At 51.1% G+C, this 15,157-nt stretch carries 11 protein-coding genes and 1 other annotated feature; of the genes, 10 read left to right on the forward strand and 1 reads right to left on the reverse strand.

Annotated features, from left to right (window positions below):
* The first annotated feature begins 159 nt into the window (after positions 1-159).
* From EDM56_RS08535 to EDM56_RS08550, 4 genes are all read left to right on the forward strand, one after another.
* Positions 160-1,476: an esterase-like activity of phytase family protein gene (locus EDM56_RS08535; protein ID WP_122917468.1), complete on the forward strand. Its 1,317-nt coding sequence runs from the start codon at positions 160-162 to the stop codon at positions 1,474-1,476.
* Between the two features lie 129 nt (positions 1,477-1,605).
* Positions 1,606-3,636 carry a LysM peptidoglycan-binding domain-containing protein gene (locus tag EDM56_RS08540; RefSeq protein ID WP_122917469.1) on the forward strand — a complete coding sequence of 677 codons (2,031 nt, stop codon included), beginning with the start codon at positions 1,606-1,608 and terminating at the stop codon, positions 3,634-3,636.
* A gap of 21 nt (positions 3,637-3,657) precedes the next feature.
* Positions 3,658-4,656 (forward strand): protein kinase family protein, encoded by a 999-nt coding sequence (locus tag EDM56_RS08545; protein WP_246009310.1) that lies wholly within the window; start codon positions 3,658-3,660, stop codon positions 4,654-4,656.
* Positions 4,653-5,654, forward strand: coding sequence for a protein kinase family protein (locus tag EDM56_RS08550; RefSeq protein WP_122917470.1), 1,002 nt, complete (start codon positions 4,653-4,655; stop codon positions 5,652-5,654). The genes EDM56_RS08545 and EDM56_RS08550 overlap by 4 nt, the downstream gene beginning before the upstream one ends.
* 54 nt (positions 5,655-5,708) lie before the next feature.
* On the opposite strand, the gene EDM56_RS08555 is transcribed toward EDM56_RS08550, so the two are convergent.
* A complete protein-coding gene (locus EDM56_RS08555) occupies positions 5,709-5,891 on the reverse strand; it encodes a hypothetical protein (RefSeq protein ID WP_122917471.1) in 183 nt (60 codons plus the stop codon).
* A 219-nt stretch (positions 5,892-6,110) separates the two neighbouring features.
* Between EDM56_RS08555 and EDM56_RS08560 the strand changes: the two genes are divergently transcribed.
* The 6 genes from EDM56_RS08560 (at position 6,111) to murC (ending at position 15,079) form a co-directional block, all read left to right on the forward strand.
* Complete coding sequence (locus tag EDM56_RS08560; protein WP_122917472.1) at positions 6,111-8,189, forward strand: PP2C family protein-serine/threonine phosphatase; 2,079 nt, start codon at positions 6,111-6,113, stop codon at positions 8,187-8,189.
* A gap of 55 nt (positions 8,190-8,244) precedes the next feature.
* On the forward strand, positions 8,245-8,796 hold the full coding sequence (locus tag EDM56_RS08565; RefSeq protein ID WP_183192352.1) for an ATP-binding protein: 552 nt from the start codon (positions 8,245-8,247) through the stop codon (positions 8,794-8,796).
* Positions 8,797-8,930: 134 nt separating this feature from the next.
* Entirely contained in the window at positions 8,931-9,254 is a 324-nt protein-coding gene (locus tag EDM56_RS08570; RefSeq protein ID WP_122917474.1) for an STAS domain-containing protein, read from the forward strand.
* 61 nt (positions 9,255-9,315) lie between these two features.
* Positions 9,316-9,571: a binding site (T-box leader), on the forward strand.
* Between the two features lie 44 nt (positions 9,572-9,615).
* Positions 9,616-12,282, forward strand: a complete 2,667-nt coding sequence (locus tag EDM56_RS08575) for a valine--tRNA ligase (protein WP_122917475.1) — start codon at positions 9,616-9,618, stop codon at positions 12,280-12,282.
* A gap of 48 nt (positions 12,283-12,330) precedes the next feature.
* Positions 12,331-13,689 (forward strand): bifunctional folylpolyglutamate synthase/dihydrofolate synthase, encoded by a 1,359-nt coding sequence (locus EDM56_RS08580; RefSeq protein WP_246009311.1) that lies wholly within the window; start codon positions 12,331-12,333, stop codon positions 13,687-13,689.
* A gap of 1 nt (position 13,690) precedes the next feature.
* Positions 13,691-15,079: a UDP-N-acetylmuramate--L-alanine ligase gene (gene murC / locus EDM56_RS08585; protein WP_122917477.1), complete on the forward strand. Its 1,389-nt coding sequence runs from the start codon at positions 13,691-13,693 to the stop codon at positions 15,077-15,079.
* The last annotated feature ends 78 nt before the right edge of the window (positions 15,080-15,157 follow it).

A 15,157-nucleotide genomic window follows, 5' to 3' on the forward strand; every position in this document is an offset into this window, starting at 1 on the left:
CTGCCACTAGTTTTATATGGGAGTTAGTATAAGTTGAATACGTTCCGCTTGTGAACGAAAGAATCGTTATTTTTCCGTAAATTTACATCTGTTCAATCTTTCCTCCATAAAGAGTCTGTACACTTGACCTAAGTTATCATAACAGGAGGAATATCCCAGATGAAGAAAGCATGGCGCACAACAGCAAGCCTGACAGTGGCTGCGACTCTTTTGGCTTCCGCTGTAGTCTACACAGCACAAGCTGCTGACCAAGAGGAGCAGGCTGCAAAAGGAACACCGAGACTCGCTGGCAAGTACGAGTTGAAAAATCCCGCAGAATTGGGGAACGGCATCAAGCAGGGAGGGTTTTCCGCACTCATCCATCTTCCTAAGGATCCGAAAAACGTGTTCTATACGACCACTGACAGGGGGCCGAATGGTGAAATCAAGGTTGGCGATGAAAAGCGTCGGACGTTCCCGCTGCAAAACTTTACGCCGAGCATCTACAAGATCTCCGTTGAGAAAAACGAGATTACGATCTTGGAGACCATTCCGCTTTCTCTGCCAACCGGCAAAGACCCGATTACCGGCACCAAACTCATCTCCGGTGTTTCCAATCTGGAGGGAGAGGATGAGGTCCCGTACGATGGAGAAGCGAAAAAGAAGCTAGCCTATGATCCATATGGCCTGGATGTCGAGGGAATAGCGTACAATCCAAAGGACGATACGTTTTGGCTTTGCGATGAATATCGTCCGAGCCTCATTCAAGTCAAGCGGGACGGCACCATCATCCAACGACTGATTCCGCGGGGCGAAAAGGAGTGGTTCGCCAATTCGCCTCTCGTTCCAATCAAGGATGTGCTACCAGCCATCTATAGCACACGTAACCAAAATCGCGGCTTTGAAGGCGTGAGCATCACGCCTGACGGAAAATGGATGTTTGCCGCCGTCCAAAGTCCGCTTGCCAATCCCGACGCCAAAGCAGCGAAAGCTTCACGAGTTTTGCGGATCATCAAAATCGACTTGAAAACGGGAAAACCGGTAGCCGAGTTTGCTTACCTCACTACGGACGCGGCACAGCTGAAAGGCGTCCAGCAGTATGACATCGTCATTTCCGATTTGCATGCGATTAACGAGAATACCTTGCTGGTCGATGAGCGCGATAAAAATGCCGGTAAAGATGCACAGGTGAAAAAATTGTTCACCTTGAATTTGAAAGGTGCGACCAATGTGCTGGGCAAGTACGATGAGGAAGTGAACGGCAAGACGTTGGAGCAAATGTCCGAATCGGATTTGAAACAGGCGAAGGTGAAAGTGCCAAGCAAACGGCAAGTGCTTGATTTGCTCGAATACGATTACCCGTTTGAAAAAGTAGAAGGCGTGACGATGGTGGACTCCTATACCGTTGCACTGGTGAACGATAACGATTTTGACATCGACAACACGGGTACGACTACACAGCTTTGGCAATTCAGGCTCCCAACGAAGCTGAAATAAACCGCGAGTAGCACCCCTTTCTCTTTTGCTGTTGCAAGAGGGAGGGGTGTTTGCTTTTCATAGGTCTAAATGAAGGCGTGTGTCCATATAGTATAGGGAAATGTCTTGTACTTGAAAGGAGGAACACGCGTGTCGCCACAGAATGATTTGCTGTCGTATACGTTCAAGGAGACGATCTTCCTCACTGCTGAGAAGGCAGGCATAAAATCGTTGACCGAGCTGGAACTGGAGCCGAATGTCGAAATCATCGAAAATGAAGCAGATGTATCCATTACAGGGTATTTGCTGCTTACTGCCAAATATGATCCAATCAATGAAGCTGAGGAAGAGCGTGATTCAGGAGAGGGTGCAAAATCGCTTGTTGAGGCGATGAAGTTCACCCCATTTCGCTTGGAACAAGGTGAGTCCACGGACTACCTGTATACACGAGAGCAAGAAATCACTCACCGTATACCAGTCAACATTTCGATCCCCCGATCCGATATCGGCGAAAAAACGGACATTGGGGCGATTGTCAATTCCATCGATTATGAGCTTTTGGGAACAAATCAAATGATGGTGCAGGCTGAGCTGCAAATAACCGGTCTCTCCTTGCAAGAGCAGGCATGGGATGCGGTTGGGACGGACGAATCAGCAAGCTATCCGCCACCATTTGGATACGTTAATCAGTATGAGGACCAGGTGGAAGCGTCCGGGGAAAACTGGGAGTTCATGCATACAGCGGAGGAAGAACAAGACGATGCACAGCCATTTCGGCCATACGATCCTTATCACCAATCGTACCCGCCATACTCGCAGTACGAACCGACGTCGCTCGATGAGATCGAACGGAAACTGGACGCATTGGAACAGGAGATCGCCTTCCAGAACCAAAATGAGCAGCAATCGTCTTTTCAGCCTTTTGGCAACCATGATGATCAAAGCGCTGTAACGCCGCCTTTTCCGCCCTATGTCCCATACCAAACAAATTATACGTACCCGCAGTCACCACAATCACCTGACCAGTCTCCATACGCTTCCCAGTTTTACCAGCCGCCTTCACCGGATGTTTTGGCGCAAAACTGGCAGCAACATGAGGAGTCGGCCGAACAATCACCCACCCAGTCTCCATACGCTTCCCAGTTTTACCAGCCGCCTTCATCGGATGTTTTGGCGCAAAACTGGCAGCAGCACCAGGAGTCGGCCGAACAATGGGCAGAGCAGTTTGGGGAGCAGTTTGGGGAGCAATCTGCAGAGCATTCCGTTCCGCTTCAGTTCGGGGATATCTCATTTACGACGCAAGAGGAGACGGAGCGTCACATTGAGTTTGGCGAAAGCAAGACCTTCGATTCTCCCCATCTGCAATCGGTAGCGGAAGGAATGCCACTCGAATCGACGCAGCCGTTTACGATCAACCTGGATTCAGGATCCGCTTCTACAAAAAAATCGGCAGCATTCCAGTCAGCAGCGATTCAACATGAATCGGCGATCACGGAAGTTGAGTTGACAGAATCAGCCATCAAAGAAGTCGAGCTGAGGGAATCAGCGCAAAATGGGCAACCGAACGATGTAAGCTACCAGTCAGATCTCAAATTGCAGGCGGAGGCGTTTCCGCTGCATGATTCCGCACTGCATACCGATGTTCGCAATGATGTTCACGTGGAGGAAGATCTTGAGCTTTCGATTCATCCTGAAGGGAACGCCGTAGATCCAGAGGAGGCCCAGCAGGTTGCAGCCGAGCTGGAAAGTGCGTTGCTGGGAGTGGAAAGCGTGCTGGCGGAAGCGCAGGAACCAACCGCTGATAATAAAGAAGTCAAAATCGCCATCAGCACCAAAGCAGCGCCTGAAAAAGATGAATCCGTCAATCTGACCAACCTCTTCACGGCGCGCAGAGACGTTGGGGGAAAAGGGAGCGATTCGGAGTCGGCGTCATCCAGCGCCCGAGGTGCGCAAGCTGCTCAGGAATCGAGACGTTCGTCACTGGAGTTGTTCAGCGGTTTGAGCTCGTTTGCCCAGGGGCAAACGGAAAATTTCAGCAAAATGCGGATGTGCATCATCCAACGGAATGAAACGCTCGAAGGGATCGCGGCACGTTACTCGGTGTCCATGGGCAAACTGATGGAGGTAAATCGGCTCCCCTCCGACCGGGTTGCAGCAGGTCAGATTTTGTATATCCCCTAGAGAGGAAGGAGTGAGGGGACAGTGGCGCGTGAAAAGCTTGACTTGAAACAGGTGTATCAGCGGTATAAGGTCAGGGTCATCCATATGACACCGAAAAAAGACTATTACCTGCTAGAGACGAATCGCGGACCAAAGGAACTGCGGGTGTGGCCGCGCGTCGACGTGATGCGATGGTCGTTCGCGTGGCGTGAACAACTGGCGCGGCATGGCGTACGCGATGTAGAGCGGTTCATCCGGACGCGCGATGCCAAACCGTATGTCGTCCTGGCCAAAAAAGGCTTTACGCTGACCGACCATGTGCCGCAAGCGGAGACGCTTTTGCCAGATTCCTCCCAGTCAGCTCATTGCGGCAGCGTCGTGGCGGCCATGCATAAGGCGCAGCAGGCAGATTCCTTTTTCACCTCAGAGGAAGTCCTGAAAAAGGAACAGATGTTGGCCGCAGAAGAAGTGAAGCGTGCCCGCGAGGTTTTTGCCCAATTTGTAGAAGGAAAAGACGACTGGTCGGAGGCGGATGCGTGGGTCGCTAGCCAATTTCCCCCTCTGCTCGAACGGATGGAACGGAGTGCAGAGCTGCTGCAAGCCGTGCCCCCAGACGAGGAGTGGCTGAGTGTCTCCCATCGTGAATTGACGAGTCATAACTGGGGCATGCATGATGGACGCCTGATCTTGCGCGGATTTTATCGCCCGGTCTTATCGGTTCAGCATCGGGACACCGCAGGCTTTTTGCGGGAAGTGATCATGCAGGATGCCGAGTCTGCGAAGGTCCAGTCGTTTTTGGATGGCTATGAAGAGACGAAGCCGCTTACCTATAGTGAGTATCAGATGCTGCTCGCATTTATGGCCTTTCCGGAAGAGACATGGAAAAGTGTGGAATCGTATGTGACGCAAGTTCCCAGCGAACGCGAGAAGGCGGGAACCAGCGACATTGAAGCGGCCATCAGGCGACAAGAACAGGTGGATGCGCTGCTCCTGGAAGTGGCCGAACGCGCGGAGCGCACAAGGAGCGAGAGGCTGTCATGAGCCGGTTTGAGGATATCTACCCGTTGTTTCATGAATACGATATGTTCGCCCAAACAATCGAGTTGCTCAAAGCACCAAACGTATACAAGGTGATGACGCCATACGGTTCCTTTGTCTGCAAGCGAACACCCGTGAAGACGGGAAAGATTCAGTTTTTGGGTGGTGTCCTGCGGAATTTGCAGCACCGGGGCTGGGAAGGGGCCGTTCCGTTCACGTACACGAAATACGACGAGCCTTATGTAGAGGCGGGCAACCAACTTTATTATCTTTCACAGTGGCAGTCTCCTGCCCAAGGGGAGGAGCTGCCCGACCAAGACTGGTCGGAGGCAATGGTCCAACGGTTGGCAGAAATGCATCATCTGACGCAAAATTACCGGTTTGATGATACGAAGCAAATTGAGCCGCTGGTTAACTCGCTTTTGGCCAGATGGCAGCTATGGCTGGATCAGCTGGAGCTGTTCGCGACAGCTGCCCAGCAACGGACGTATCCATCGCCAGTTGATGTTGTGTTTCTTGCCAATCATTTCTTTATCGCCGAACGAGCGCAGACCGCGATTCGACTGCTGGGGGAATGGCAAGAGAAAAACCGGGCGCATTCTCATTTCCGCTTGTCCATCATACACGGATTCCCTCATCCGGCCCATTTGGTCACAGACGACGCGGGGCAGGCGAGGCTGATTAATTTCGACCGTGCGCAGTTTGACACCCCAGTCCGCGATATGGCCCTGTTTTATCGTACCTATTTCCATTTTGGCGGAGAGGATGAAGGGGCTGACCATTTGCTCGCATCCTACCAAAACATATTTCCGCTGCGTCCCGACGAGATTCGCTTGCTAGAAGCGTTCCTCCATTATCCGGAGCGAATCATGCGGGATTTGGACCACTATTACAACAAAAAGCAGGACTGGAGCGAGCTACAAGCTGTCAAGCGCGTTGAAAAGGACATTGACAGATTGTACCGTCTCAGTCGATGGACCGAACGTGCATTCACTCGTTAAACGGCGTCTCAATGCTGAGAGACGCTGTTTTGCTTTTTCTTGTTTTTTAAACTTTTAAATCCAATCGAGGGAGATGGCGACATACGTAATAGCAAAAAGTCCGAGAATGATTACATCGAATGTCGAAGGGAGAATCAGGCAGCGGACAAATTGAAAAATGATCAAAGGGAGCAGCACCTGTTTGCAGGCATACTTGATTCGAAGATAGATGGGGTTGTACTTCCATCGCGGATTCATGGCAATCACCTCATCATATCGTATGCAGAAAAATTCGTTTCAGTGCGATTCGTTGATTTTTTTCAACGAGGTCTTGGTAAAGGGTTTTGACGTTTGCTGGAAAATAAATAATAGGTCCTATGTGTTTTCCCAGTCAGAATATAGTACAATTTTCATGGATAGCGACACGCTTTTCTCTTGCATAAGGCTTACGAAGCCTATTTCGAAGGAGACTCATCGATGATCGGGGCATACATCTTGTATCTATTGAGTTTGGTACTGGCTATTTTACTTTTGCTCTCCTCTCATCATCTTACCACCTACAAAAGATGGTTTGATCCCGCCTTTTTGCTGGGACTTGCCCTGTTCACATGGGGCATCGGTCATTTGTTTATCCATCATGATAATTTCTATTTCCAAATCATTGCCCAGCCGTTCACATTTTTCTTTTACGTGTTTCTTCTACTAATGTTTCAGACTTTTCCATTATTACCCAATCTCTATTTTGAACGCTGGAAAAAGTTTCTTGATTTGTTTGTTTTGCTCCTGCTTTACGGCACTGTCGAGCTTACTACGTGGTATTACCCGTCGTTAGAAGAACAGCTGCGCATTCTCCTGCAGGTGCATACCGGCATTTTTGTGTTGGGAATCGGCTGTGTCGTGCTGTTCTCGAATCGACACGGCAAACTGTGGGAACGGGCGAATTGGCTGATCATCGGCACACTCATGTTTCTCGGTGTACAGACAATCTATATGGACAAGTATGTTACGGTCGCGTGCGTGTTTACGCTGGTCAGCTTTGCGATGATTATCGCAGGCTACAAGAGTGCCCATACGGAAAAAATTCAGGTCGCTGTTATGGATGAATATTTCTACTACCATGAGCGGATGCAATTTTTGCTTCGTGAAGAAAACATGAATCGCTTGCTTATTGGGATTAGTCTGATTTGCCTTGTGGTGATGAAAAATCTTCCGCCAGTCTATCTCATCGGAATGGCTTTGGTCGCGACCACTCTGTGTGTGCGTCTGTTCATTTCCCGCCGGCTCAATCAGGTGGAAATCAAGGAAATCTTTGAGATCTCGCGCAATCTGGAGAAACGCTTTGAGGTCCACGTTAAGGAAATTACCGCAAAAAATGAAGAGCTGACATGGTTTCTCGATATTAAGCAGCGGTATGAAACGCTATTGGTTGAAACGAATGCCCAAAGTATGAAAGAAGTCAATTATGAGAATGTTCATCAGTTTATCGGGGAAATTGTCCGAAAATGGTTCAGGACGATGAATGCTCTCCGCTACTTGCGCATTGCCTTGCAGACGGCTGAAGGCGAGGTCACCTACGAGATCTCATATGGGCAACGCCAACCAGACAAAGATCTTTTCAAGATTGAGATCGAAACATCAATTGCTCATACCACGGGCGTCGTGATTGCAGAAGCGATATCCGAGAGCGAACAGATCGAGGAAGAGGAGCTGCAGCAGTCCTTTCTTCGCCTCTTGGTGATTCATGTGCGTGGTTTGCTCGACCGCTGCCTGCAAAACCAGCAATCGCTGGAGCTGCGCTTGGTTGAGCAGGAAATGGAGTTCGCAGCCAAGATACAGTTTTCCCTGATTCCGAAAGAACGTTTGATTATGGACGATGTACAGGCGAAAGTGGTCTATCTTCCCGCTGCATATGTTGGTGGGGACTATGTCGACTTCATTCAATTGGACTCCCGCTACAGCTGCTTTCTGATAGCGGATATCTCGGGGCACGGGATACCGGCCAGCTTGTTGACGACGGGCTTACGCAACTCCTTTCGAGCGGTGCTGCAAACGTGCCGGATGCCGAACGAGATTTTGGGGCGGCTCAACTATCTCATGTATGATGATTTGAGCAAAACTCGCTCCTTTATCACGATGATCGTAGCAGTCTACGATGCGCAGCAGAAAACGCTGTGGACAAGTAGAGCAGGACATCCGGAGCCGTATTATTTTTCTGTGTCCAAAACGCAGATTCTCCCTTGCTCAAATGGTATGGGGCTCGGCTTCAACAAGTTCGCGGTCTATCCGCAGGATGAGTGGAAGGTCGAAGAAGACTTCACGCTTTTGATGTACACCGACGGCCTGATAAATCTCGGGGAAGATGACCGTGTGATGTATAGCGGCCGCTGGCAGTCGACGCTTGCGGATACGTATGCGGATGCGGAGCGGGACGGTCATGATCGGATAGAAGCCATCGAGCAAAAAATTTGGACGGTTGCCCGCAAGATGCAGCAGGATGATGACATATCCATCCTCATCCTGGATTTCAAGGCAGCAGCAGATAGAAAACGGGACTAACCGTTTGAGACAAGTTCCATTTTCAAGAAAAACGTTGAGCTCGGGGGTGGAAATCGTGAACCGTGCAGGAGGGGAAAAAGCCGAGACCTGGGATGCGTTTCGCCAGCTATTGGCTGAGCAGACACAAGGAAAGCTGATTCTTTTAACAGTAGAAGAAACAGAGCGGATGATCGGCGAGAATGATGCGGTGCTCACGTATCACGTAAACTCGCCAGACGATCTGGCACCAATGCGCCATGCCATCCGTATATACATAGAGGGCGTCTGCTTGCCGTCCAAGCGACTGTTCCATTATTTGGTCGCAGTGAATGAAGCAGCCACCAACGCGTTGCTATATGGGAAAAACGTCAGCGTCCAGATTTTGCAGATGAAAGAGGAACCGTTCTGCCGGATTGCGGTGAGCGATTGCGGAGAGGGCATTCCGTTCGGTGAACTCCCGAAAGCCGTGCTGCTCCGCGGTTATTCCAAGCGCAATACGCTCGGGGTCGGATTTCCCGTGATGCTTCATTACACAGATCGGCTGTGGTTGTCCACCTCGCAAAACGGTACCGTGCTGATGCTTGATTTGGCTTTGGATTTGCCTGCGACACGAAAAGTAAAAATGTAATAGCGGCAATATTAAGGTTTAACTGTTCCAAATAGAGGGAACCAAACGGTGTAAGCGTAAGCGCACAGTGATGGAACCCTATGGAATCACGGTTTGTTACGGATGATGAAAAGGGTGAAAGGAGATACATATGCATGGCGTATCGTGTGAATGAAACAGCACAGCATGTGACGATTTATTTAGAAGGCGAACTGGATATGTCCGTAGGTGAAAAAGTAGGTCAATTTATACTCCATTATGGAGAAAAATATCCGAGCGTAACGCTAGATTTCACTGATGTGACGTTCGTTGATTCATCGGGGATCGGCAGCTTGTTTTATACGACAAAAGATTTGCTCGCGCAGGACAAGCAAATCGAGATTATCAATGTGCAGGAGGATATTTATGATGTTCTCTGTGTGATCGGTTTTGTCGAAGCATTAGGCGTTTCAATCAAACAAGTGGAACCGAAGGTCTAAGGTTTGACGCATTCGGACACAATTGTATATAATGGTAGGGCAATGATCAATATGTAGACTAAGAAATACGATGAACGGGAAGAGTAAACATCCGTCGCCTTGGCAGAGAGGGAGAATCCATAAGCTGCGAGATTCTCTAAGGTAGACAATGTTGAAGGTCGCCCGTGAGTTAATCAGGTGAACCTGCTTTGCAGTAAAGTAGTCTGATTCGGCATTTGACCCGTTACGTCAAGCTAAGTGAACGTCATCGCAATCGTTGTGTCATGCGGGGCGTTAACAAAGGTGGTACCGCGAAAACAACTCCTTTCGTCCTTTGGATCGAGAGGGGTTTTTTTATTTTAGTTTTCAGGAGGAAATGCACATGTCGAATGAAACGACGCCAAACATTGACAACCAATTGCCGAAAAACTACGATCCAAAAGCGGCGGAAGCCAAATGGTACCGCTACTGGATCGACAACCAGTTTTTCCGTGCGGAGCGTGACGAGCAGAAAAAGCCTTTCACGATCGTAATCCCACCTCCGAATGTTACAGGGAAACTGCACCTTGGTCATGCGCTCGATACGACGCTCCAGGACATTATCACACGGGCAAAGCGGATGCAGGGCTACAGCACGCTCTTTTTGCCGGGGATGGACCATGCAGGGATCGCGACTCAAGCGCGCGTAGAAGCGACGCTGCGTGAAGAAGGAATTTCCCGCCACGATCTCGGCCGTGAAAAATTCATCGAAAAAGTATGGGAATGGAAACACATCTATGCGAGCCATATCCGTGAACAGTGGGAGAAGCTGGGCTTGGCCCTCGATTACTCCCGTGAGCGGTTCACCATGGATGAAGGACTCTCCCGCGCGGTTCGTGAGGTATTTGTTCGCCTGTACGAAAAAGGCTTGATCTACCGCGGCAACCGCATCATCAACTGGGACCCTGCCGCTCGCACAGCGCTGTCCGACATTGAAGTTATTTACAAGGAAGTAAAAGGTGCGATGCATCACCTGCGTTATCCGCTTGCAGATGGTAGCGGCTCCATTGAAGTGGCGACGACCCGTCCGGAGACGATGCTGGGCGATACGGCTGTAGCGGTGCATCCGGAAGACGAGCGCTACAAGCATCTGATCGGAAAAATGGTCATTTTGCCGATTACCGGCCGGGAAATTCCAATCGTTGCCGATGACTATGTCGACCCAGAATTCGGCTCGGGTGCTGTTAAAATTACGCCTGCCCATGACCCGAACGACTTTGAACTGGGTCTGCGCCATAACTTGCAGCAAATCGTCGTCATGGATACGGCAGGCAAAATGAATGAGCAAGCAGGCCCTTACGCCGGTCTGGATCGTTTTGAATGCCGCAAGCAAATCATTAAAGATTTGAGCGAGCAAGGCATCATGTTCAAAATTGAGGAGCATATTCACCAAGTAGGCCACAGCGAGCGCTCCGATGCTGTCGTTGAGCCGTATTTGTCGACGCAGTGGTTCGTCAAAATGCAGCCGCTGGCAGACACAGCACTGGCCAATGCAGCGAGCGAAGAGAGCGTGCGTTTTGTGCCGGAGCGTTTCAAAAACACGTACCTGCGCTGGATCGAAAACATTCGCGACTGGTGCATTTCCCGCCAGCTCTGGTGGGGCCACCGCATCCCGGCTTGGTACTGCCAAGATTGCGGCCATGAGATCGTTTCTCGCACTGATGTGACCGAGTGCCCTTCTTGCCATAGCCACGACCTGCAGCAAGATGAGGATGTATTGGATACATGGTTCTCCTCGGGTCTCTGGCCGTTCTCCACGCTCGGCTGGCCGGATGAGAGCGAGGATATGAAATATTTCTATCCGACCAACGTGCTGGTTACCGGCTACGACATCATTTTCTTCTGGGTCGCACGGATGATTTTCAGCGGTTTGGAATTTACCGGCCAAAATCCGTTTGACACCGTATTGATCCACGGAATCATCCGCGACTCCGAGGGACGCAAAATGTCCAAGTCGCTTGGCAATGGTGTTGATCCGATGGAGGTTATTGAAAAATATGGCGCAGACGCGCTGCGCTACACGCTGGCGACAGGAAACTCGCCGGGGAATGACCAACGCTTCTATTGGGAAAAGGTCGAGGCGAACCGCAACTTCGCCAACAAGATCTGGAATGCGTCCCGTTTTGCCTTGATGAACCTCGAGGGCTTTACCTATGATGATATCGATTTGACCGGGGAGCTGTCCGCTCCAGACAAGTGGATTCTTTCCCGCTTGCAAAACACGATCGCAGATGTGACCCGTCTGATGGACGCATACGAGTTCGGTGAATCCGGCCGCGTGCTGTACAACTTCATCTGGGATGACCTGTGCGACTGGTACATCGAAATGGCGAAATTGTCCTTGTACGGAAGCGATGCAGCTGCCAAGAAGATAACGCAATCCGTTTTGGTGACCGTTCTGGATCAAACGCTGCGCCTCTTGCATCCGTTCATGCCGTTCATGACCGAAGAAATTTGGCAAGCGCTGCCGCACCAAGGCGAGAGCATTACGGTAGCGGCGTGGCCGAAAGCGGACGAGAGCCGCATCAATGCCGAAGCAGAAGCGGAGATGGCCTTGCTGATGGATGTAATTCGCAGCGTGCGTAACATCCGTGCGGAAGTGAACGTGCCGATGTCCAAAAAAGTCGAGCTGTTGATCAAGCCAAGCGATGAGCTGGCCTTGTCCCGACTGAAGCGCGGCGAAGAGTTCCTCGTGCGCTTCTGCAATCCGGAATCGCTCGTCATCGATCAAGTGGTTTCCGCTCCGGACAAAGCGATGTCGGCTGTCGTGACTGGCGCTGAATTGTTCCTGCCGCTCGCAGCTTTGATCGATGTGGAAGCGGAGAAAAAACGTCTGGAAAAAGAAGTAGCGACGCTCAATGCGGAAGTGGAGCGCATCGAGAAGAAGCTGAACAATCCAGGGTTCATGGCAAAAGCGCCGGAAAAAGTCATCGAGGAAGAACGCGCCAAAATGGCGGATTACGCCGACAAGCGTGAAAAAGTATTGGCGCGCCTGGCAGAGTGGCAGTAGCATGTGCCAAGCACGAGCGGCATATCTTGAAGAATGGAGTCGTTCCACATGAGTGAATCAGGCTTTACAACGTATCAAGAGGCTCTCGAATGGGTGCACGGCCTGCTGCGTTTTGGGCAAAAACCTGGCTTGGAGCGCGTCTTATGGATGCTCTCCAGGCTGGATCACCCGGAACGCCGAATCCCTTTCATCCATGTGGCCGGAACCAATGGAAAAGGATCGACTTGCGCCTATTTGAATGGCATTTTGCAAGCGGCAGGATACAGTACCGGGATGTTCACGTCGCCTTATCTGGTCAATTTCCGCGAACGGATTCGTTATAATGGTGAAATGATCAGCGAAGAGGAGTTTCGCATTGTTGCCAGTGAGATCAAACCGCTGGCAGAGGAATGTGCGGAGACGACATCTCATGGAACCCCTACCGAGTTTGAAGTCATTACGGTAATCGCGATACAATATTTTGCTCGCGTGGCTCGTCCGGCTGTGGTGATTTGGGAGACCGGACTGGGCGGACGACTGGATTCGACCAATGTCGTCCACCCGCTCCTTTCCATCATCACGAATATTGGGATGGACCACATGGATGTCCTTGGGCATACGATCGAGGAGATCGCCCGGGAAAAAGCGGGCATCATCAAGCCGGGTGTGCCGGTTGTCACTTGCGAGAAATCGCAGGACGCACTGGCTGTAATTGAACAGGTAGCACGCGACAAGAAAAGTACCTTGTACGTGTTGGACCGCGATTTTTCGGTGGAGCAGCTGGCAGAGCAACTCGGGTCGCAAACGATCCGCTTTGAGAGCCAGCATCGCCGGCACGCAAGCGAATATGTGCTGCCGCTCAACGGCGTTCATCAGCCAAAAAATGCAGCCGCAGCTTTGGCAGCGCTGGATGTGCTGCGTAATTTCTATGCCTATATGGCCGAAGAGGAAGAAATTGCGCGAGGACTGCAACAAACAAGCTGGCCTGGCCGTCTGGAGGTAGTGAGCCAACACCCGCTGATCTTTTTGGACGGGGCTCACAATACAGAAGGAATGCAGGCGCTGACGCAAAGTCTGGAGCAACTGCTGCCCGCTGGCAAATCAATCGAGCTGCTCGTGTCGTCGTTGGCCGACAAGCCGCTTGTTCAGATGGCTGAGGCAGCGCGGCCGCTCGTCGCAATGGCTGATCGACTGACACTGACTCAGTTTGATTTCCCACGTGCAGCGACCGTGGAAAAACTGCAGGATGCATATGTGACGGCAGGGGTCGAGCCGCAGAAGCTGTTTTTGGCGCCAGACTGGCGCAGCTATGTGACCATGTGGAAGGAACAAGCAGAAGCAGACGATTGTTTGGTGATCTGCGGTTCACTCTACTTCATTGCGCAGGTGCGAGCATTTTTATACAACGTGGAAGAGGCAGGTGAATAAGGTGGATCAGACCCAACACGTCCACTTCGTGGGCATCGGCGGCTATGGCATGAGCGCCATCGCCCGTGTCTTGATCGACCTTGGATACAAGGTGACCGGCTCGGATGTAGCCATGAACGAATTGGCGAAGAAGCTGGAGGCTCGCGGTGCGGTAGTATACATAGGGCATGCGGCGGAGCAGATCGAAGGGGCCGACCTCGTCGTCTATTCGACTAGCATTTCGGAGGATAATGCCGAAATTCGTGCGGCAAAAGCAAGCGGTGTGCCGGTTTTGCACCGTTCGCAGATGCTCGCGAAGATTATGAACGAGCGAAAAGGCGTGGCGATTGCCGGAGCGCATGGAAAAACGACAACGACCTCGATGATTGCCCATGTGCTCGAAGAGTGCGGCGTCGACCCGACATTTATTATTGGCGGCGAACTCATGAATGCCGGAACGAACGCAAAGGCCGGAAAAAGCGATTTTGTCATCGCAGAGGCGGATGAGAGCGATGGTTCGTTCCTCGAATATCATCCGGTCTATGAGGTAATCACGAATATCGAACCGGATCATTTGGAGCATTTCGATGGTGATTTCGGCAACCTGAAAGCGGCGTACGCTGCTTTTCTCAGCCATTTGAAGCCTGAGGGCAAAGCGATCGTCTGTGTGGATGACGAGCACGTCCGTGAGCTGATGCCGAAGGTGAAGGGGACGGTCGTGCGCTACAGCATCGACCCGTTGAATCGCGAAATTGCCGATTATCGCGCGACAGACATCATCGTCGGCGATCGCAAAACCTCTTGCCAAATTTGGCATAAGGATGAGCTCCTCGGTGAACTGCACTTGTGTGCGCCAGGAAAGCACAATGTGGCAAATGCGCTTGCAGCTATTATCGTGTCGCTTGATATCGGACTCCCGTTTGACGAAATCTCGGCAGCGCTGACCACATTCCGTGGAGCGAAGCGCCGTTTTCAAATCATCGGCGAGGAGCGCGACGTGCTGGTGGTCGATGATTACGCTCACCATCCGACGGAAATCATGGCGACGCTCAGCGGAGCGCGGGCATCCGGTCGCCGCGTCATCGCGGTCTTCCAACCGCAGCGCTATACACGCACATTTTTCCTTATGGAAGAGTTCAGCCGTGCGTTTGGCGACGCCGACGAGGTGATCATCACGGATATTTATTCGCCGGCTGGGGAGAAGCAGATCGAGGGTGTCAATTCCCAAGTGTTGGTCGAGAAAATTCGTGCCAACAGCCACTCTCGCGCCCAATATATCGCGACGAAGGAAGAGGCGCAGGAGAAATTGCTGGATTCCGTTCGTTCCGGCGATATGGTACTGACCATGGGAGCGGGCGATATTTACAAAACCGCATTCTGGTTGGTAGAAAAATTAGGAAAAAACTCCTAACGAATTTGTGATATTTCTAGGAAAACTCGCTTGATGTTGGGCGGGTTTTCCTTTTGTTTATCCTTATATATGGTAAAA

Source organism: Brevibacillus fluminis (assembly GCF_003710825.1).
Taxonomy (GTDB): Bacteria; Bacillota; Bacilli; order Brevibacillales; family Brevibacillaceae; genus Brevibacillus_D; species Brevibacillus_D fluminis.

What these genes read in the sequence shown, in the direction of transcription:
- EDM56_RS08580 (WP_246009311.1), top strand. Translation starts at nt 12,331, where the DNA reads ATGAGTGAATCAGGCTTTACAACGTATCAAGAGGCTCTCGAATGGGTG.
- EDM56_RS08535 (WP_122917468.1), top strand. Translation starts at nt 160, where the DNA reads ATGAAGAAAGCATGGCGCACAACAGCAAGCCTGACAGTGGCTGCGACT.
- EDM56_RS08575 (WP_122917475.1), top strand. Translation starts at nt 9,616, where the DNA reads ATGTCGAATGAAACGACGCCAAACATTGACAACCAATTGCCGAAAAAC.
- EDM56_RS08555 (WP_122917471.1), bottom strand. Translation starts at nt 5,891, where the DNA reads ATGAATCCGCGATGGAAGTACAACCCCATCTATCTTCGAATCAAGTAT.
- EDM56_RS08570 (WP_122917474.1), top strand. Translation starts at nt 8,931, where the DNA reads ATGGCGTATCGTGTGAATGAAACAGCACAGCATGTGACGATTTATTTA.
- EDM56_RS08560 (WP_122917472.1), top strand. Translation starts at nt 6,111, where the DNA reads ATGATCGGGGCATACATCTTGTATCTATTGAGTTTGGTACTGGCTATT.
- EDM56_RS08550 (WP_122917470.1), top strand. Translation starts at nt 4,653, where the DNA reads ATGAGCCGGTTTGAGGATATCTACCCGTTGTTTCATGAATACGATATG.